Below are 17,739 nucleotides of genomic sequence, written 5' to 3'. Positions count from 1 at the left end.
CCTCAGGTCGTCAGGCCGGACTCGGCGGCATAGGCCGCCTGCCGGGTCAATTCCAGCCGCAGCGCATAGGTCCGCCTGAGCTGTCCAAGCAGGTGCGGCGCGCGTGGATCCTGCGCCAGCGCGGCGCGGATCTGTGCCGCACTTTCATCCAGTTCGTGCAGGGCCGGCTGCCACTCCGGCGCCCTGCCATCGGGCAGCGACGCCACGGCCTGCTGGTACTGCTGGGTCATCGCCGCTGCCTGCAGCTGCAAGGCAGAGGGAGCGGGTGCCTCGGGCTGGGCATGGCGCCACGGCGCCACAGCATAGACCGCCAGGCTGGCCGCCAACGCCGCGCCCACTGGCAGCCACCAGCGGCCACGTCGGCGCAATGGCAGGGCCACCACCGTGTCCATGGGGGCTGGCACGGCCTGCGGCTCGCGTGGCGGCAACCGGGCCGACAGGCGTGCCCAGCCATCGTCGGGGACAGCGCGTTCGTTCGGCAACGCGCGCAGGCGCGCCTGCAGGTCATGGTCGGAATCGTGTTCGTGTGTACTCATGTCATGTCTCCCAGCCGTGCGCGCAGCAAGCCACGCGCACGATGCAACTGTGCCTTGGAACTACCGACAGCCATCTGCAGCTGCTCGGCGATTTCCTGGTGTTTCCAGCCTTCGATGTCGTGCAGCACCAGCACCGCGCGTGCCCGCGGCGGCAGGGTCGAAAGCGCTCGTTCCAGATCGCGCTCGGTACCGGCGCAGCGATCATGCACCGCCAGTTCCTGCAACCCGCCATCGACATCCTCGAGGCTGTCGTGGTCATGGCCGGCAGCGCGCCCACGCAGCTCCATCAGCGCTGCGTTCACCCCCAGCCGATGCAGCCAGGTCGACAGGCTGCTTTCAAAACGGAACCCAGGCAGTGCCTTCCAGGCCTGCAGGAAGGCCTCCTGCAGTGCGTCTTCGGCGCGCGCCTGCTGACCACCGCACAACCGCCACAGCACGGCGAACACGCGTGGTGCATGGCGCCGGTATAACTGTTCATAGGCCGCGGTATCGCCGGCCGCCGCTGCCCGCACCAGGGCGGGCTCGTCGATGGCGTCGTTGGCGGCAGGCGCAGCGGGCATGGTGATGTCGAGCATATCGCTTGGATGCGGCGACCCGCGAAAAGGTTTAGAGGCCATCCCCGGCCAATGCGATGCAACCTTTTCGGCGGCCACTGCATCCATGGGAGGTCCTTCGCAAAAACATCCCCCGGGAGCCCCGCCATGTCCAGCCCCACCTGCGCTGCCCTGCTGGTGATCGCCGCCTGCGTCCTGTTGCAGGCGCTGGGCCTGTCGCTGCAGCTGAGGGCCGACAGTGGCCGGGCCTGCCTGCAGCAGCACCGCCAGGCGCTGGTCTGCGTGGCCTGGTCGCCACAGGTCGAAACCCCGGCACGTGCCGGGTAACATCAAGGGCCGTATTCGCCACCTGTTGTCGCCCCATGATGTTGTCGCTGAAGGATCACCTGCCGCCCTGGACCTACCCCTGGCTGAATGACGCGGGTGTTGCCGTGAAGATCCTGCTGACCCTGCTGGCAGCCTGGCTGCTGCGGTTGCTGGCGCGGCGCCTGATCCGCCGCTTCGCCGAGCACTACACGCTGCCGCCGGAAATGGTGATGGGCGCGCGCCGGATCACCAGTTTCGTGGTCTATTTCAGCTCCCTGCTGTACATCCTCAGCCTGCTCGGCGCGAAACCATCGGTATTGTGGACCGCCTTCACCGGCTTCGCCGCCGTGGGCGCGGTAGCGTTCTTCGCCGCGTGGAGTGTGTTGTCCAACATCTTCTGCACGCTGCTGATCTTCACCACCCGCCCCTTCCGCCTGCATGACTACATCGAGGTACTGGAGAACGGCGAGAAGCCTGGCCTGAAAGGCCGGGTGATCGACGTGAACCTGATCTACACCACGCTGCAGGAAACCGGCGATGGCCACGAGGGCACGGTGCTGCAGCTGCCGAACAACCTGTTCTTCCAGCGCACCGTGCGCCGCTGGCGCGATCCGGCGCAGGCACCGGGCGGCATCCAAGGCGACGGCTGAAGGGGTTTTCTTTGCAGGACTGCGTCCTGCACCTGCAGAGGCCGGTAGATCCACGCCATGCGTGGATGCTTTTCGAGTTCAATTCGAAATTGTCGATTCCGACAGAGATTCATCCACGCATGGCGTGGATCTACCCGATCGCGGGAATCTGTCAGAGGTGGGGCGGTGTCCCACGGAATGCCCGCTTCTGACGTTGACGTTGCCTCGGCGGGTGCGGGGCGCAGCCCTGGCGAACCCCTTTACCGCAGCTGGCTGTCCTTGCTGCCGCGCCGGTTGTAGCCGGCATGTGCCTGCGCTTCGTCATCCAGCGCCTGCTGGCACGCCACGCAGAGTCGAACCCCGGGCACGGCCTGGCGCCGCGCCAACGGAATCGGCGCGTCGCATTCTTCACAGTGTTCCAGACCCGGTCCCTCGCGCAGCTGGCGCCGCGCGCGAGCAATCGCATCATCAACGGTGGCGTCGATCTGGTCCTGGACCGCGCCATCTCCCGCCCAACCGGTGGCCATGGCCATCCTCCGCAGGTGTGTCGCCCGATATGGGGACGATACACCCAGGCAAAAAGGAGACCCCTTCCCGTAGAGCCGAACGATGCTCGGCTGCTCTTCAGCAAGCTGAGCAGAACGTGGACGGCTTCAATCAGGTCTATTACGACTTAATCCCCTCCGTCCCCTTTTTGCTTACCAGACCAGGTCGTCGGGCACCTGGAACTGGGCGTAGTAGGCGTCGTCTTCAGCGTTGCCGGTAGAGATCTCGGCGGTCGAGCCCGGCTGGGCGTGGTCGACGATGATGGCCTCCGGGGCGCGTTCACGCACTTTCTCGGCGGCGGCGCGCGGCAACAGGGCATAGCCATCGCCGTTGGCGACAACAACCAGTACGCCCACCGACAGCGCCTTGCGCAGCTTGGGGTCGATCAACAGGGTGCGGATCGCCGCACCATCACTGAACCGATACTCGTCATCACCTTTGTGCGGCACGGCATGGGCACTGATGATCTGTTTGGCCTGCGCCTTCTGTTCAGCCTGCTTGGCCTGGGCGTTGCGCTCCGCGGCCAGCGCGCGATCACGCTCGACCTTTTCGGCGCGGACACGTTCAGCTTCACGCTGGACCCCGCCCGACGTGGATTCCGCCTTGCCCTGGCGGGCCTTGGCCTGCTCGCGCGCGGCGGCGCTGGCCTGCGACTTCTTGGCCAGACCGGCCTTGAGCAATTGTTCCTGCAGCGCGTTGGGCTTTGCCATGGTCGATGCGTACCGCGTGTAATCTTGGATGCCCCATTCTACCGACGCCCCGCCGCCCCTGCATGGCAGTCCTGAAGTACCTCACCGGCTATCCCGAACCCCTGGTCGCCCAGGTCAGCGAACTGCTGGCCCAGGGCAAGCTTGGGCCCTGGCTGCAGCAGCGCTACCCCGACCCGCATGAGGTACGCAGCGACCGCCAGCTGTATGACTACACCCAGGCGCTGAAGGACCGCTACCTGCGCAAGTCGGTGCCGCTCAACAAGGTCTGCTACGACAATACGCTGGAAGTGATCAAGCACGCCCTGGGCACCCACACTGCAATCTCCCGCGTTCACGGCGGCCGCCTCAAGGCCAGCCGCGAGATCCGCATCGCCACCGTGTTCCGCCAGGCCCCGGCGGCGTTCCTGCGCATGATCGTGGTGCATGAGCTGGCGCACCTGAAGGAGGCCGACCACAACAAGGCCTTCTACCAGCTGTGCCAGCACATGGAACCGGATTACCTGCAGCTGGAGTTCGATACCCGCCTGTACCTGACCGAGCTGACCCACCGCGGCCAGCGCTGACCGCGCGCAGCAGCTACACTGCGCGCCCCCTGCCCGACTGCCTGCCATGGAACCGATCCGTCTCGACAAACGCCTGTCCGCCCTGCTCGGCATCCCGCGCGGCGAAGCGCGGCGCTACATCGAAGGTGGCTGGGTCACCGTCAATGGCGAGGTGGTCGAACAGCCGCAGCGCCCGGTCGATGAGACCGCGACGATCGTGGTGGCCGAGCAGGCCAGCGACGAAAAGGCCGAGCGGGTCAGCATGCTGCTGCACAAGCCGGCCGGTGTTGCCGCCGAAGCCCTCTGTGCGCTGGTCAGCAGTGACAGCCGCAGCGAACTCGATGCCAGCAACATCCGGCCGCTGCAGCGTCACTTCCATGGCCTGCAGCTGGCCGCCGCGCTTCCGGCCAGCGACAGCGGCCTGGTGGTGGTCAGCCAGGACCCTGCGATGCTGGCCCACCTGCAGCGCAACCTCGGCCGCACCGAGCAGGAGTATCTGATCGAGGTGGCCGAAGGTGGCCCGGAGCGCGGGCCATGGCTGATGGCACGGCTGCAGCAGGAATCCGGCGGCGCCAAGGTCAGCTGGCAGAGCGAACAGCGCCTGCGTTTCGCCGGCAAGGGCCTGACCGCCAAGGGCCTGCGCGTGGCAGTGACTGCTGCCGGACTGCAGGTCCTGGCCGTGCGCCGCCTGCGCGTGGGCAGCGTGGCGCTGGGACCGCTGCCGCCGGGGCAGTGGCGTTACCTGAGCAGCGACGAGCGGTTCTAACCCCCAGGGTCGGATCCCTTAGGGATCTGACCCCACATTGGATGAAACGTGGGCCGCTGGCTTTCGTCCACGCATGGCGTGGATCTACCATCGGTGGCATGAGCCTGCCCATGCCCCTGTGGCGACGCCTGCTACGCGTCGCTGCGATCATCCTCGCCGCCCTGGTGCTGCTGGTCCTGTCCGGCCTGCTGCTGGCCGACCACCTCACACCACAGGCGCGTGGCACGGTCTCGCATGTGCTGCCGCTGCAGCCGGCACAGACCCGCATCGACCAGCAGATCGTGCCACTGCAGGATGCCCATCCCGGCAAATCCGGCGTGGCCTTCCTCAGCGATGGCATGGATGCATTCGCCGCGCGCGCGTTGATCACCGCGCATGCCGGCCGCAGCCTGGACCTGCAGTACTACATCTGGCACGACGACCTGATCGGCCACCTGATGGCCAAGGCGCTGTATGACGCGGCCGAGCGCGGGGTGCGCGTGCGCATCCTGCTCGACGACATGAACGCCAAGGACAAGGACGCGCTGATGATGGCGCTCGATGCACACCCGAACATCGAGCTGCGCCTGTACAACCCGTTCCGCAACCGCAGCGGCATCGCACGCACGCTGGAGCTGGTGCAGCGCGCCTTCAGCGTGAACCACCGCATGCACAACAAGAGCTGGATCGCCGACGGCCGCATCGCGATCGTCGGTGGCCGCAACATCGGCGAGGAATACTTCAGCGCACGCAACGACGTGAACTTCCAGGACCTGGACCTGGTAGTGGCCGGGCCCGCCGTGCAGCAGGCCAACCAGATCTTCGACGACTACTGGAACAGCAGCGCGGCGATCCCGATTTCCGCGCTGGCGTCATACACCGATGCACAGCTGCAACAGCTGGTGCGGCAATCGGACCTGGACGCGATGCAGGCCAAGGCACAGCCCTACCTGCAGCGCGTGGCAGCATCGCGCCAGCTGCAGCGGCCGAGCCCGGAGCCACTGCACTGGAGCCACAACGTGCGCATCGCCTCGGACCCGCCGATGAAGCACCGCGACGATGATCGCCACACCTGGCTGGTCAGCACGCTCAGCGACACGCTGGGCAGCACCCGCCACAGCGCGCTGCTGATCTCGCCGTACTTCGTTCCGGGCGAAGATGGCGTGCAAGGGTTGTCGGCAATGGCGACTGGTGGCGCACAGGTGGGCGTGGTGACCAATTCGCTGGCCGCCAATGATGTGGCCGCGGTGCACGGTGGCTACATGGGTTACCGCGTGCCGCTGCTGCAGGCCGGTGTGCAGCTGTACGAGCTGAAGGCACATGGCCGGCCAGACACCAGTCTGTTCGGCAGCAGCGGCGCCAGCCTGCATACCAAGGCATTCGTCGTCGATGACCGCCGCGGCTTCGTCGGCTCGTTCAACCTTGATCCGCGCTCGGCCTACCTCAACACCGAGATGGGCGTGTTGTTCGACGACCCGGTGCTGGGTGCGCAGCTGCGCGATGAATACCTGCGCCTGGCCAGCCCGGAACACAGCTGGTGGCTGGCATTGGGCGGCAACGGTGAACTGCGGTGGCTGGAACGGCAACCACCGCCGCACTGGGTGGACGCCGAGCCTGGCGCCAGCCTGGGCAAGCGCTGGACCGCGCGGGTGATCAGTTGGCTGCCGGTGGAATCACAGCTGTAGCGCTCAACCCGCCGGTGCGGCATCGTCCTGCGCCGCTTCATCCAGCGTTTCCACGCTGCGCCCATGCAGGCGCCGCCAGATCCAGCGCAGTGCATGCGGCGGCGCCGAGGGCAACTGTTCAAGCAGGGCCAGCATGCGGCTCTGGCTGGCATGACCATGCCGGCACAGCAGGCTGGCTGCGGCGGCCGCACTGGCCAGACGCAGGCTGTCGGCCAACGGCCCCTGCGCGTCCACCGCCAGTGCCTGATGCACCGGCTCGGGAAGTTCCCATGCTGCCGCTACCCGCTGTGCCAGCGGCAACGACCACTGCTGCAGCAGCTGCAGCGCCACCGCCGGCTCCACCGATTCGTCGCGGGCCTGGGCCTCCAACAGCAGCTGGCGCATCACCAGTGCCGCACCCAACCCCTGCACCAGGCCCAGCCACTGCGCAGCGAAGGCATCGCCGAAGGTGACGGTGCGTGCGTGGTCGGCAGCGGCGCGCGAGGCCAGCAGCGCGTGCTCCCAGATGATCGCGCTGAACTGCGGAAACACGTCGCACTGAACCTGCATCACCGGCTGTACCAGCACCGCGCTGATGATCTGGCGCACGCCTTCGGTGCCGACCAGAGTCACGGCCCGCTGCAGGCTTTCCACCGGGCGTTCATGCACCTTGTAGGCCGGGCTGTTGGCGATGCGCAGCAGGTTGCCGGTCAACACCGGGTCCTGGCCGATGATCGCGGCCATCACCCGTGCCGATGCTGCGTCATCGTTGACGGTCTGGATCAGCTGCGGCAGCAGTTGCGGGCGGCGGGGCAGCTGCCGGGCCGCCCAGTCGCGGTCCTGCAGCGCGCGCGCCACCGCCTCGCCCAGCGCCGACGGCGGCGCCGCTGCCTGCTCGCCGGCCAGCCGCGGGTAAAGGGCCAGCGCATGCAACCCGCGCTGCAGGTGCGCGGCAATTTCCGCCGAGGGCAGCGCCTCCCCCTGCAGGCTGGCCGCGGCTGCCGCCACCGCCTGTCGCGAAACAGCCGCCAGGCGGGACGGTGCCGTTCCGGTCGAACGCGCCAGCCAGCCGCGCAGCGATCGCCACCAGGCCAGCGTCATCGCCGCCTGTCCTGTCGTTGTGGTGCCCTTGCCGTCACTGACCGCCCTGCCTCTTCACGCGAATCCGGCTACCCGCCGTCGTCGCAGCATCGGCCGCACTTTCATCTTCTTTAACCGGATGACCACCGACGTCGACGGCACCGGCCGGGCGAATGGACTAGAATGGCGCCGCGCGACCCGTCCCCCTGCACCGACGACGTCGCTTTTTTTGTTTTGGGACCCTACCGTTCACTGGCCGTTCGCTGCAGTTCGCCGCTGTTCGCGCCATCGGAGACGCCATGCTATTCGAAACCCTCGCCACCACCGGCCACGAACAAGTGGTGTTCTGCCACAACCACGATGCCGGCCTGAAGGCGATCATCGCCATCCACAACACCACCTTGGGCCCGGCCCTGGGCGGCGTGCGCATGCGCCCCTACGCCAGCACCGACGATGCGCTGGCCGACGTGCTGCGCCTGAGCCGGACGATGACCTACAAGAATGCGCTGGCCGGCCTCAATGTCGGTGGTGGCAAGGCAGTGATCATCGGCGACCCCAAGATCGACAAGACCGAGGTGCTGTTCCGTGCCTTCGGCCGCTACGTCGATTCGCTGGGCGGGCGCTACATCACCGCCGAGGACGTCGGCACCGATGTCAATGACATGGAGAACATCTACCTGGAAAGCCAGTTCGTGACCGGCGTGCACCAGGTCCATGGCGGCTCCGGCGATCCGGCCCCGTTCACCGCCTACGGTGCACTGCAGGCGCTGATGGCGGCGATGCGCTTCAAGTTCGGCCATGAAGAAGTGGGCAAGACCAGCATTGCCGTGCAGGGTCTGGGCCACATCGGCATGGAACTGGTGAAGCTGCTGCGTGACCGCGGCGCCAAGCTGTATGTCACCGATCTGGACAGTGCACTGGTCGATCGTGCGGTCAGCGACTACGGCGCCGAGGCGGTCAAGCCAGACGAGATCCACGAAGTGAACGCCGACGTGTTCGCCCCCTGCGCGCTGGAAGGCGCGATCAATGCCGATACCCTGCCGCGGATCAAGGCGAAGATCATCTGCGGCACCGCCAACAACCAGCTGTCGACCCCGGAAATCGGCGACGAACTGCATGCGCGCGGCATCCTGTATGCGCCGGACTATGCGGTCAACGCCGGTGGCGTGATGAACGTGTCGCTGGAGATCGACGGCTACAACCGCGAACGTGCGATGCGCCTGATCCGCAGCATCTATCACAACCTCACCCGTATCTTCGAGCTGTCGCAGCGCGAGAACATCGCGCCGCAGCGGGCCGCCGACCGCATGGCTGAAAGCCGCATCCTGTCGATCGGCAAGCTGAAGATGCCGTTGGGCCGCAGCACGCCGCGCCTGGGCAACCTGCGCGGCGGCTGAGCCTGCCAAGGTCGCGCCAGGCCTGGCCCGGCGCGACCGATTCCTCAGAAGCCGGTGCTGTAACGCAGCGCCGCCTGACGCGCGCCGTCACCACCGACACGCTGGTCGAAGCCCAGGCTCAGGCGGCCATTGCGGCCCCACCACGATTCCAGCGCCAGCCCGAACAGCGCACTGCCGCGCGGCGCCTTCCAGCCCGCCAACGGCGCCCAGGCATCGACGCCGGCAAAACTGGCCTGCCAGTCCGCGTCACCGCCATCCAGCCGCTGCTGCCACTCGGCATGCCCGCGCAGGGTCCAACGCCCCCACCCACGCTCGCCACGCAGGCCGGCCAGCATCTGGCTGCGCTGTGTGCGATTGGCATCGCCCCGCAGCCCGAAGCCGAAACCGCCCAGTTCATTGAAGGCATCGGTATCGACACGGGTGGTGCTGGCCCCCAGGTACGGCGTCAGCGACGCACCCGCACGGCCAAAGCGGTAACCACCTTCGACACTGGCACTGCTGAAGCGACCGCCATAGCGTGCGGAGACGCCGTACGCCCCCGCCCCCAGCAGCAGCTGGCGATCCAGTGCGCGGGTGAACTGGCCACTGCCGACCTGGGCCAACGCGTAACCACGGCCGAGATTCCAGCCGGCGTACAGCTGCGCCTGCGCCTGGCGATCACGCCCGCGATCGCCACCGAAGCTGCTGCCACCGTTGCTGCGGGTCTCGCCGAAGGCCACGCCCACCAGACCATTGCTGCCCATCGGAAGGTCCTGGCCGGCCATCCAGCCACGGCTGTCGGCTGCATTGCCGGCGAAGCTGCCCTGCCCGGCCTCGCCCAGCGCACTCTGCCAGGTCCCGCGCAGGCGCGGTGCGGCCTGCACACGATCGAAGCGCTCTGCAATCGCGCGCCGCGACATGTCGATGCTGTCGAAGGTGGCCGACTCGGCGCGGAGATGCGCCTGCCCGGACAGGCTCTGCAGGCTGGCCGCCAGCCCCTCGCTGCCACCGTCGGTCCACTGCAGCGCGCCGGCCGCCTTGCCGAAGGCCGACCCCTGCAGGCCGCCATCGCCATCGAGTGCGTTGAACGCACCGTCCAGGCGCTGCGCCGCGGCCTGCGCCGAGGCGTTGAGTCCGGAGGCCGCCGCGGTAACGCTGACCCGGGTCAGGTTCAACCAGGCGTTGTTGCTGTCGTAGCCATAGCTGGTCTGCAGCAGCGCCAGGCCCTGCAGGCCGCTGGACGTGGCCGCGCTGCTGAAGGTGCCGCTCAGGCTGCCGGCAGCGTGGATCAGGTCCTGCCGGCTGCCATCCTGCGGCACGTAACCGGCCACGAAGCCATGCACGCGCACACCGCCATCGATCCTTGCGTTGCCGGTGACCTGCAGCGCCTTGGCTCCGAGCGCGATCATCAGCTGCGCACCGGCCTGCTGGGTGTAGTCGCCTTCGATGGTGCCGGTGGTGTTGCCGGTGGTCAGGAACACGCTGCTGCCATTGACCACGTTGCCGATCACGCGCGGCGTGCTGCCGTTGAACTGCAGCCCGCTCGAATCCGGATCGGGCTGCGCCAGGATGGTCACGTTGGAGCGGATCACACCGCTGTCGCGCAGCGACAGGATGCCGCGCTCGATACGGGTGGCGCCGCTGTAGCTGTTGTTGCCGCTCAGCGCCAGTACGCCAGCCCCCTGTTTGACCAGGCCGCCGCTGCCGACAATGCTGTTGCTCCACAGCGAACCGCTGGAGGCCGCATCGACATTGACGACCACGTCGCCCCAGTCGAAGCGGCCAGGACCGTTGACCGCGCGGCCGATGTCGAGCAGGCCGTAGCCGAACACCGCGTCCACGCCAGGCGCACCGATGTCCTTGGCAGTGCCCAGCAGGGTCTGCCGCACCAGGTTGTTGTCGAAGTACGGATAGCGCTGCCAGACCAGCGCGGCGGCGCCGGACACCAGCGGCGCGGCGAACGACGTGCCGTAATTCCAGTAGTAGCTGCCGCCGTTGGCATCGGGATAGACCGCGCTGCCCGGTGCCGCCAGGCAGTAGCGCGCCGCCTGGCCACAGGCATTGGCGTAGCTGGCCAGCGTACCCGGCGCATAAGGGTCCACCGCAGTCGCCACCAGCCAGCCCCGCTCCAGGTCGGCCGCCGGCAGCGAGCCGGCAACGCCCTGCTGGCTGGGCAGGGCGGCCAGGCTGCTCGGCTCGGTGCGGCCATCGTTGCCGGCCGCGAACACCACCAGCCCACCGTGGTTGATAACGAATGGACGGTACTCGGCGGCCACCTGCGCGGTGGTCGGCAGGTCGGTCCAGTACAGGCCGCCCCACGAGTTGTTCATCACCTTGACGTTGTAGCTGATCAGGTCCTGGTGGACCTGGGCAACGCCCAGCGGGCCGCTGAACGCATTGCCCTTGCCGCTGCCATCATCCACCGGCGGCTTGTCGGAAATGATCCGTGCGGACACGATCTGGGCGCCCGCTGCGATGCCACCTGGCCAGGAACCCACCGAGGCGCCCGCGGCGAGGCTGGCCACTGCGGTGCCGTGGCCGACCACGTCGTCAACGCCCAGGTTGTTCCTGGCCGGGTCGATATAGTTGAGATTGCCGATCACCCGCCCGTTCAGGGCAACGGCGGTGCGCTGCACGCCGGAATCGACGATGCCGATGCGCACGCCCTGCCCGGTCAGGCCGGCAGCCTGTGCCGGACGCGCATTGGTCACTGACAGGTGCGCGTCGAAGGCCGGCTCCTGCGGCTTGGCCGGGGGCGGCGGCGTCGGTGTCGGCGTGGTCGGAGGTGTCGGCGTGGTCGGGGGCGGGTCGATGCGGACGTTGCCGCCGCCTCCACCGCCGCCACATGCCGTCAGCGCCATCGCCAGCGCGGTTGCCAGCGCAGTCCTCACCATCGTCGTGCGTTCCATCGATTCCTTCCCATGAACGTTGGCCTGCCTACATCCCGGCAGGCGTGCGGTGCCGCCCAGCGACGGCCCTCCCCGACCCTCTATACTTGGGCCGACCCCCACGCAGTCTGCCGGGAAACCGGGGCGCTTCCAACGCCCACAGTCTCCTTTCCGAACATTGCTCACGCATCAACGAGATTGCCATGTCCAACATCGTCATCGCCGCCGCCAAGCGCACTGCCATCGGCTCCTTCCTCGGCCAGTTCACCGGCGTGCCGACCCCGACCCTCGGCGCGGCCGCCATCGCCGCTGCCCTGGAACAGTCAGGCGTACCGGCCAGCGACGTCTCTGAAGTCCTCATGGGCTGCGTGCTGCCGGCCAACCTCGGCCAGGCGCCCGCCCGCCAGGCCGCAATCGCCGCCGGTATTCCGCTGTCGACCGGTGCCACCACGCTCAACAAGGTGTGCGGCTCGGGCATGAAGACCATCATGCTCGGCCATGACCTGATCAAGGCCGGTTCGGCCAGCATCGTGGTCGCCGGCGGCATGGAGTCGATGTCCAATGCCCCGCACATGCTGCCCAACTCGCGGACCGGCAACCGCTTCGGCAACTTCCAGGCAGTCGACCACATGGCCCACGACGGCCTGGTCAACGCCTACGACGGCAAGGCCATGGGTGAATTCGCCGAATGCGCCGTGGACAAGTACCAGTTCAGCCGCGAAGAGCAGGACGCCTATGCCATCGAGTCGGTCAAGCGCGCCCAGGCCGCACAGGCCAACGGCGCGTTCGCTGACGAGATCGTCGCGGTGAAGGTCGCCACCCGCAAGGGCGAGGTCGAGGTCAGCACCGACGAACAGCCGGGCCGTTCCGACATCGCCAAGATCCCGACGCTGCGACCGGCCTTCAAGAAGGACGGCAGCGTGACCGCCGCCAGTTCCTCCAGCATCTCCGACGGCGCCGCCGCCGTGGTCCTGCTAACCGAAGAGGACGCCGCCGCGCGCGGTGTGACACCGTTGGCCCGCATCGTCGGACATGCCACCCATTCGCAGGAGCCGGAGTGGTTCACCACCGCCCCGATCGGCGCGATCCACACGCTGCTGGCCAAGACCGGCTGGTCGCTGGATCAGATCGACCTGTTCGAGATCAACGAAGCGTTCGCCGTGGTCGCGATGGCGCCGATGCGCGAGCTGGGCATCCCGCACGACAAGCTCAACGTGAATGGTGGCGCCTGCGCCCTGGGCCATCCGATCGGTGCCTCTGGCGCCCGCCTGGTGGTGACCCTGGTCAACGCCCTGCGCACGCGCGGTGGCAAGCGCGGCATTGCCACCCTGTGCATCGGTGGTGGCGAAGCGACGGCAATCGCCATCGAATTGATTTAAAAAGATTTAACGATGATTTCGCAAAAATGAATGCGGGATCGCTTGACACCCAATCTTGGCTTGTCATCATGTTGTCGGCGCGCAGCATGCGCGTTGCCTAATTCTAACGACGAGGATTTACACAATGAGCATCAACAAGCTGCTGGTCGCGATGTCCCTGGCTCTGGCCCTGGCCGCCTGCTCGAAGCAGGAAGCTGCCCAGGACGCCGCTGCTTCGGCCAACGAAGCCGCCACCGAAGCCCAGGCTGCTGCCGACCAGGCCGCCGCTGCTGGCGCCCAGACCGCCGACGCTGCCCAGCAGGCCGCTGACACCGCCGCCACCGCTGCTGACGCTTCGGTCGACGCCGCTGCCCAGGCTGGCGCTGCTGCCACCGACGCTGCTGCCGGCGCTGCTGCCGACGCTGCCAAGGCTGCCGAAGGCACCGCCGAGAAGGCCAAGGACGCTGCTGAAGAAGCCAAGAAGTAATAACTTCTTTCTTCAAGCTGTTCTGAGAAAGCCGCTGGTTCGCCAGCGGCTTTTTCTTTGCGCCGGTGTCGCTACGCCCGGCAAAGATCGCGACCCCGTCTTCACATCGGCATGAATAGGCTGGCGTCCCCATCCATTGCAGCAGTAGAGACCGCCATGAAGATTCGCCCGATCACCACCACCGTGCTGGCCGCCTCCCTGCTGCTGGCCCTGGCCGCCTGCAAGGGCCCGGAAGCGGAACAGGCCAAGCAGGACGCGCAGCAGGCTGCCGACAGTGCCGGCGCTGCCGCCCGTGACGCCGTCGACAAGGCCGCTGACGCCACCCGCGAAGCCGCCGACAAGACCGCTGCCGCTTCCGAACAGGCCGCTGCTGATACCCAGAAGGCGCTGGACAAGGCAGCGGATGCCACCTCCAACGCCGCCGACAAGGCCAAGGACGCAGCGACCGATGCAGCGGCGCACGCCAGCGACGCCACCGCCAACGCCGCGCAGAAGGTGGCCGACAAGGCTCGTGATGTCGCCAACGACGCGAAGGCGAACGCGGCCAAGGAAGAAGCCAAGCACTGAGGACCTCCCGTTCGCCGGGCATGGCCCGGCGCTACCGGCCAGCCGAGCATGGGCTCGGCGCCACTGGAAAAGCCGCGGCAGTGCCGCGGCTTTTCTGCTTCTGCTCTCCGCTTTTCCGTTGATTCCGCAGTGGACGCGCACGGAAACCGTCCAAGGCCGCGCGGGTGGGTTGCGCAGGGGCGTGAGCCGCATGGATGCGGCGACCGAGCCTACAAGGACGTATTCACGGCGCCCCCTGCGCGACCTACCCGCGCGGCCCTCCCATCAGTATCAGCGCCCACCACGAGGGGCTCCGCCGTTGGCCGTCACCTACGGCAGCGCGCGCACCAGCATCGCCGACAGATCCACTCCCACCGGCAGCGTCCCGAACGCCAACCCGTGCTCGCCCTGCAGGCGGCTGCGCACGAACACCTCAGCCATCGGACTGCGCGCGCGCAGCAGCAATGCCGCCTGCAGCAACAGCGCCGTGCGCTCGCAGAACATCCGCGCCTGCGATTCCTCCGGGGGCGGCGCCGCTGCCCAACGCTGCAATGCCGCTGCATAGCGCGCATCCCGATCCGCCACCGCCGCCAGCTCGCCGCGCAACGCCGCCAGCGCCTCCGGCTCGCGAGACAGCGTACGCAGCACGTCCAGGCACTGGATGTTGCCGCTGCCTTCCCAGATCGAATTCAACGGTGCTTGCCGGTACAAGCGCGGCAGCATCGACTCTTCCACATAGCCAGCCCCGCCCAGGCACTCCTGTGCCTCATTGACGAACGCAGCCGCGCGCTTGCACACCCAGTACTTGCCCAACGCCGTGCCCAGCCGAGCCAATGCCGCTTCGTTGTCATCCACACCCGCGCGATCCACCGCGCGTGCGATGCGCATCGACAGCACCGTGGCCGCTTCCGACTCCAGGGCCAGATCGGCCAGCACGTTGGCCATCAACGGGTGCTCCACCAGCAGCTTGCCGAAGGTGCGCCGATGGCGCGCATGGTGCAGCGCCTGCGCCAGCGCCATGCGCATTTCCGCTGCCGCACCCAGCATGCAGTCCAGGCGGGTCATCATCACCATGCCGATGATGGTGGCCACGCCACGTCCCTCGTCGCCCACCCGCCACGCCTGCGCGCCGCAGAACTCGACCTCGCTGGAGGCGTTGGCCCAATCGCCGAGCTTGTCCTTCAGCCGCATCAAGCGGAATGCATTGCGGTCGCCATCTGCGAGCCGGCGTGGCATCAGCAGGCAGGTCAAGCCACCGGGCGCCTGCGCCAGCACCAGGAAGCCATCGCACATCGGTGCGGAAAAGAACCACTTGTGGCCGACCAGTCGATAGCGCTCGCCATCGATCGGTTCAGCACGCGTGCTGTTGGCGCGCACATCCGAGCCGCCCTGCTTCTCGGTCATGCCCATGCCCAGGGTGATGCCGGCCTTGTCCGATACCGGCACATCACGCGGGTCATAGACCGGTGCGGCCGCCTTGCGCGCCCACTCGGCCAGGTGCGACTGCGACTGCAACACCGCCACCGCCGCATGGGTCATGGTCAGCGGGCAGCTGGTACCGGCCTCGGCCTGGTGATGCAGGTAGCTCAATGCAGCACGTGCGACGTGTGCGCCCGGCTGCGGCTCGTGCCAGGACAGCCCGGCGACGCCATGCGATTTCGCCGTACCCAACAACTGGTGATAGGCCGGATGGAATTCCACCGTATCGATGCGATGGCCCTGCGCATCATGCGTGCGCAGCCGCGGGCGATCGCGGTTGGCATCAAAGCCAAGGCGGTAGAGCTCATCGCCGGCCAGTGCGCCATACACCGCCAGCCGCGGCGCCAGGCCGCCCGCACCCTCGCGCTGCACCGCCTCCATCAACGCCACGTCGTCGGTCCACAGCTGGTGGCCGGCGAAGGGCGGCGGCTGGTTCAACACCACATGGGTTTCAAACGGGGCGTTCATCGCGTTGCCTGCTGCGGTCATCGGCGCATCCTGCACGGAGGTATGTCGCCGATTCTGCCGCAGGCCACGACGAAGCCGTGTTCAGCCGCCGCGGGCCAACGCCACCGGCAGCTGGCAGAAGCCGATGTTGCTGGCCGGTGCCGCTGCCACCGGCAGCTCCCGCAGCATCTGCACCGCACACCGACGGATGTAGCCATGATGCTCATCGGCCGCATGACTGATCAGGCTGCCGACATGGAACTCGAACACGTCCTCCAGTACGTCGGGCTGGTCCTCGTGCAACATCTGCAGCAGACCGCGCAGCTTGCAGATTTCCGATTCCAGCTCCTCGACCGCGAACAACATGGCGTCCTCCTCTTCAACATCCGGCGGCACATCCGGGCCGCAACAGGCCGCAACGGCAGCGCCGCCCGGGCCACGCGCGATGTTGATCACGGAAAGGAAAACGGGCGACGCGACTGTCGCGTGCTTCCCTCTTCTCGCATACACGCAGTGAGGCAACCGTTAATTCACGTGACGACCTGCTTCACGCCGCCGCCGCGGATGCAGTCACGCGAGCCGGTTCGGTGGTAGTGGCCAATGCGTCGATGAAGGCCGGTTCCAGCGCCATCGAGCCGAACCAGCCGTGTTGGGTGCCACTGAGCACGCGCAGCATGTGGCCGCGCCCGCCAGGCAGGCGCCCCATCGGCCCCAGCAGCACATCACGCGCCTTCGCCCATGCATCGCGCTCGGACTGGAACAGCGGCGTCAGCCAACGGCTCCAGCGCTGGTACACGGCCACATGTGCCCGCCGCTGCGCCTGGTAGGTCTGCAATGCAGCAGGCGCACTGCCATGCATGCGCACGGCATCGCGCAGCGCCAGCGCATCCAGCAGCGCCATGTTCACGCCCTGCCCCAGCTGCGGACTCATCGCATGCGCGGCATCACCGGCCAGCACCATGCGACCACGATGCCAGCGTGTCATCACCGCATCGCGGTAGACCGCGCGTGCCAGCTGGCCCGCGTCCTGCAGGTGCGCGAAACGCGTGCCGGCCTGCGGCCACAGCGTGTGCAGTTCTTCCAGCCAGGGCGCCATGCCATCGCGCTGCCAACGTTCGAAATCGGCACGCGGCAGGCTCCAGAAGAAGCTCAGCCGCGGCGTGTCATCGCCCGGGCGGGTGCCCACCGGCAGCAGCCCGATCATCTTGCGCGCAGCAACGTAGCGCTGCCGCAGTTCCTGCAGGTGTGGCCAGTCTTCGGCCGGCAGCAGGCACCACAGCGCACCCCACGGATAGACCCGGTCCAGGCCGGCCCCGCCTTCGATCGTGCCGCGCAGCGTCGACGCCGCGCCATCGGCGGCCACCACCAGGTCGAACGGGCCGTGCATGCGCCCGTCGCTGTCGCGCAGACGCCCCTGCGTGGTGTCCACCTCGGTGATGGTGGTACCGGCGTGCAGCTGGCCGGCGCCGGCGCGCGCCTCGTCCAGCAGCGAGAACAGCGCTCCGCGCTGCATGCCCAGCCCGTGCAGGCGCGCATCCAGACCGTCGTAGCGCATGTCCATCACCGCCCGCTCGCAGGGCGTATCGCCATACAGCCGGTGTACCGGCGCGGCATGCGCACGCACGGCGCCGAGCAGGCCCATCTGCCACAGCACCTGCAGGCCACTGGGCTGCGGCAGGAAACCCGCCCCCACCGGCCCTGGCGTAGGCACGCGTTCGAAGATCTCCACCTCGTGGCCGTCGCGGGCGAGCAGGATGGCCGTTGCCTGGCCAGCGGTGCCGTAGCCGATCACGGCGATGCGCAGTCGTTCCGTCATCCACGCATTGTGCCCGAGCCGGAAAGCGAA

18 protein-coding genes are annotated in these 17,739 nt (G+C 67.8%); 9 read left to right on the top strand and 9 right to left on the bottom strand.

The window, feature by feature from the left end; genetic code table 11:
* Window positions 1-2: 2 nt before the first annotated feature.
* Together ABH900_RS12450 and ABH900_RS12445 are read right to left on the bottom strand one after the other, a co-directional pair.
* Entirely contained in the window at window positions 3-536 is a 534-nt protein-coding gene (locus ABH900_RS12450) for a hypothetical protein (RefSeq protein ID WP_429623194.1), read from the bottom strand.
* Entirely contained in the window at window positions 533-1,111 is a 579-nt protein-coding gene (locus tag ABH900_RS12445) for an RNA polymerase sigma factor (RefSeq protein ID WP_429623192.1), read from the bottom strand. The genes ABH900_RS12450 and ABH900_RS12445 overlap by 4 nt, the downstream gene beginning before the upstream one ends.
* A gap of 126 nt (window positions 1,112-1,237) precedes the next feature.
* Here ABH900_RS12445 and ABH900_RS12440 point away from each other — a divergent pair, with 126 nt between their 5' ends.
* Together ABH900_RS12440 and ABH900_RS12435 are read left to right on the top strand one after the other, a co-directional pair.
* Entirely contained in the window at window positions 1,238-1,417 is a 180-nt protein-coding gene (locus ABH900_RS12440) for a hypothetical protein (protein ID WP_429623191.1), read from the top strand.
* A gap of 35 nt (window positions 1,418-1,452) precedes the next feature.
* A complete protein-coding gene (locus ABH900_RS12435) occupies window positions 1,453-2,046 on the top strand; it encodes a mechanosensitive ion channel domain-containing protein (protein ID WP_429623189.1) in 594 nt (197 codons plus the stop codon).
* A 239-nt stretch (window positions 2,047-2,285) separates the two neighbouring features.
* Here the strand turns inward: ABH900_RS12435 and ABH900_RS12430 are convergent, their stop codons facing one another.
* Together ABH900_RS12430 and ABH900_RS12425 are read right to left on the bottom strand one after the other, a co-directional pair.
* Complete coding sequence (locus tag ABH900_RS12430; RefSeq protein WP_014038062.1) at window positions 2,286-2,552, bottom strand: DksA/TraR family C4-type zinc finger protein; 267 nt, start codon at window positions 2,550-2,552, stop codon at window positions 2,286-2,288.
* A 171-nt stretch (window positions 2,553-2,723) separates the two neighbouring features.
* Entirely contained in the window at window positions 2,724-3,281 is a 558-nt protein-coding gene (locus ABH900_RS12425) for a DUF2058 domain-containing protein (RefSeq protein ID WP_429623187.1), read from the bottom strand.
* A gap of 62 nt (window positions 3,282-3,343) precedes the next feature.
* On the opposite strand from ABH900_RS12425, the gene ABH900_RS12420 reads away from it, so the two are divergent.
* The 3 genes from ABH900_RS12420 (at window position 3,344) to ABH900_RS12410 (ending at window position 6,253) form a co-directional block, all read left to right on the top strand.
* Window positions 3,344-3,844 (top strand): M48 metallopeptidase family protein, encoded by a 501-nt coding sequence (locus tag ABH900_RS12420; RefSeq protein ID WP_429623186.1) that lies wholly within the window; start codon window positions 3,344-3,346, stop codon window positions 3,842-3,844.
* Window positions 3,845-3,890: 46 nt separating this feature from the next.
* A complete protein-coding gene (locus ABH900_RS12415) occupies window positions 3,891-4,589 on the top strand; it encodes an RNA pseudouridine synthase (protein ID WP_429623184.1) in 699 nt (232 codons plus the stop codon).
* A gap of 110 nt (window positions 4,590-4,699) precedes the next feature.
* The gene (locus ABH900_RS12410; protein ID WP_429623183.1) at window positions 4,700-6,253 is read left to right on the top strand and encodes a phospholipase D family protein; all 1,554 of its coding nucleotides are present in this window, start codon (window positions 4,700-4,702) and stop codon (window positions 6,251-6,253) included.
* A gap of 3 nt (window positions 6,254-6,256) precedes the next feature.
* On the opposite strand, the gene ABH900_RS12405 is transcribed toward ABH900_RS12410, so the two are convergent.
* Complete coding sequence (locus ABH900_RS12405; RefSeq protein WP_429623182.1) at window positions 6,257-7,333, bottom strand: HDOD domain-containing protein; 1,077 nt, start codon at window positions 7,331-7,333, stop codon at window positions 6,257-6,259.
* Between the two features lie 278 nt (window positions 7,334-7,611).
* On the opposite strand from ABH900_RS12405, the gene ABH900_RS12400 reads away from it, so the two are divergent.
* Window positions 7,612-8,709: a Glu/Leu/Phe/Val dehydrogenase dimerization domain-containing protein gene (locus ABH900_RS12400; protein ID WP_429623180.1), complete on the top strand. Its 1,098-nt coding sequence runs from the start codon at window positions 7,612-7,614 to the stop codon at window positions 8,707-8,709.
* 44 nt (window positions 8,710-8,753) lie between these two features.
* Here ABH900_RS12400 and ABH900_RS12395 read toward each other — a convergent pair whose 3' ends face one another.
* Window positions 8,754-11,597: a S8 family serine peptidase gene (locus tag ABH900_RS12395; protein ID WP_429623179.1), complete on the bottom strand. Its 2,844-nt coding sequence runs from the start codon at window positions 11,595-11,597 to the stop codon at window positions 8,754-8,756.
* A gap of 182 nt (window positions 11,598-11,779) precedes the next feature.
* Here ABH900_RS12395 and ABH900_RS12390 point away from each other — a divergent pair, with 182 nt between their 5' ends.
* From ABH900_RS12390 to ABH900_RS12380, 3 genes are all read left to right on the top strand, one after another.
* Complete coding sequence (locus ABH900_RS12390; protein WP_429623178.1) at window positions 11,780-12,955, top strand: thiolase family protein; 1,176 nt, start codon at window positions 11,780-11,782, stop codon at window positions 12,953-12,955.
* A 124-nt stretch (window positions 12,956-13,079) separates the two neighbouring features.
* A complete protein-coding gene (locus ABH900_RS12385; RefSeq protein ID WP_004153024.1) occupies window positions 13,080-13,421 on the top strand; it encodes a hypothetical protein in 342 nt (113 codons plus the stop codon).
* A gap of 156 nt (window positions 13,422-13,577) precedes the next feature.
* The gene (locus ABH900_RS12380; protein WP_429623177.1) at window positions 13,578-13,988 is read left to right on the top strand and encodes a hypothetical protein; all 411 of its coding nucleotides are present in this window, start codon (window positions 13,578-13,580) and stop codon (window positions 13,986-13,988) included.
* 309 nt (window positions 13,989-14,297) lie between these two features.
* On the opposite strand, the gene ABH900_RS12375 is transcribed toward ABH900_RS12380, so the two are convergent.
* The 3 genes from ABH900_RS12375 to ABH900_RS12365 all read right to left on the bottom strand — a co-directional run bounded on the left by ABH900_RS12375 (window position 14,298) and on the right by ABH900_RS12365 (window position 17,709).
* On the bottom strand, window positions 14,298-15,935 hold the full coding sequence (locus ABH900_RS12375) for an acyl-CoA dehydrogenase family protein (RefSeq protein WP_429623175.1): 1,638 nt from the start codon (window positions 15,933-15,935) through the stop codon (window positions 14,298-14,300).
* 60 nt (window positions 15,936-15,995) lie between these two features.
* The gene (locus tag ABH900_RS12370) at window positions 15,996-16,259 is read right to left on the bottom strand and encodes a hypothetical protein (RefSeq protein ID WP_429623174.1); all 264 of its coding nucleotides are present in this window, start codon (window positions 16,257-16,259) and stop codon (window positions 15,996-15,998) included.
* Window positions 16,260-16,440: 181 nt separating this feature from the next.
* Window positions 16,441-17,709: an FAD-dependent oxidoreductase gene (locus ABH900_RS12365; protein ID WP_429623172.1), complete on the bottom strand. Its 1,269-nt coding sequence runs from the start codon at window positions 17,707-17,709 to the stop codon at window positions 16,441-16,443.
* Window positions 17,710-17,739: the final 30 nt, after the last annotated feature.

Origin of the sequence: Stenotrophomonas sp. AN71 (assembly GCF_050435725.1) — a bacterium.
GTDB lineage: Bacteria > Pseudomonadota > Gammaproteobacteria > Xanthomonadales > Xanthomonadaceae > Stenotrophomonas.
The sequence above is the reverse complement of the archived record's forward strand: the minus strand, read 5'-3'. Positions and strand labels throughout refer to the sequence as shown.

Bases quoted from the DNA above. Each gene is read 5' to 3' on its own strand.
- ABH900_RS12410 (WP_429623183.1), top strand. From the start codon at position 4,700: ATGCCCCTGTGGCGACGCCTGCTACGCGTCGCTGCGATCATCCTCGCC.
- ABH900_RS12440 (WP_429623191.1), top strand. From the start codon at position 1,238: ATGTCCAGCCCCACCTGCGCTGCCCTGCTGGTGATCGCCGCCTGCGTC.
- ABH900_RS12445 (WP_429623192.1), bottom strand. From the start codon at position 1,111: ATGCTCGACATCACCATGCCCGCTGCGCCTGCCGCCAACGACGCCATC.
- ABH900_RS12430 (WP_014038062.1), bottom strand. From the start codon at position 2,552: ATGGCCACCGGTTGGGCGGGAGATGGCGCGGTCCAGGACCAGATCGAC.
- ABH900_RS12425 (WP_429623187.1), bottom strand. From the start codon at position 3,281: ATGGCAAAGCCCAACGCGCTGCAGGAACAATTGCTCAAGGCCGGTCTG.
- ABH900_RS12380 (WP_429623177.1), top strand. From the start codon at position 13,578: ATGAAGATTCGCCCGATCACCACCACCGTGCTGGCCGCCTCCCTGCTG.
- ABH900_RS12415 (WP_429623184.1), top strand. From the start codon at position 3,891: ATGGAACCGATCCGTCTCGACAAACGCCTGTCCGCCCTGCTCGGCATC.
- ABH900_RS12375 (WP_429623175.1), bottom strand. From the start codon at position 15,935: ATGACCGCAGCAGGCAACGCGATGAACGCCCCGTTTGAAACCCATGTG.
- ABH900_RS12390 (WP_429623178.1), top strand. From the start codon at position 11,780: ATGTCCAACATCGTCATCGCCGCCGCCAAGCGCACTGCCATCGGCTCC.
- ABH900_RS12365 (WP_429623172.1), bottom strand. From the start codon at position 17,709: ATGACGGAACGACTGCGCATCGCCGTGATCGGCTACGGCACCGCTGGC.
- ABH900_RS12385 (WP_004153024.1), top strand. From the start codon at position 13,080: ATGAGCATCAACAAGCTGCTGGTCGCGATGTCCCTGGCTCTGGCCCTG.
- ABH900_RS12420 (WP_429623186.1), top strand. From the start codon at position 3,344: ATGGCAGTCCTGAAGTACCTCACCGGCTATCCCGAACCCCTGGTCGCC.
- ABH900_RS12400 (WP_429623180.1), top strand. From the start codon at position 7,612: ATGCTATTCGAAACCCTCGCCACCACCGGCCACGAACAAGTGGTGTTC.
- ABH900_RS12405 (WP_429623182.1), bottom strand. From the start codon at position 7,333: ATGACGCTGGCCTGGTGGCGATCGCTGCGCGGCTGGCTGGCGCGTTCG.
- ABH900_RS12435 (WP_429623189.1), top strand. From the start codon at position 1,453: ATGATGTTGTCGCTGAAGGATCACCTGCCGCCCTGGACCTACCCCTGG.
- ABH900_RS12370 (WP_429623174.1), bottom strand. From the start codon at position 16,259: ATGTTGTTCGCGGTCGAGGAGCTGGAATCGGAAATCTGCAAGCTGCGC.
- ABH900_RS12395 (WP_429623179.1), bottom strand. From the start codon at position 11,597: ATGGAACGCACGACGATGGTGAGGACTGCGCTGGCAACCGCGCTGGCG.
- ABH900_RS12450 (WP_429623194.1), bottom strand. From the start codon at position 536: ATGAGTACACACGAACACGATTCCGACCATGACCTGCAGGCGCGCCTG.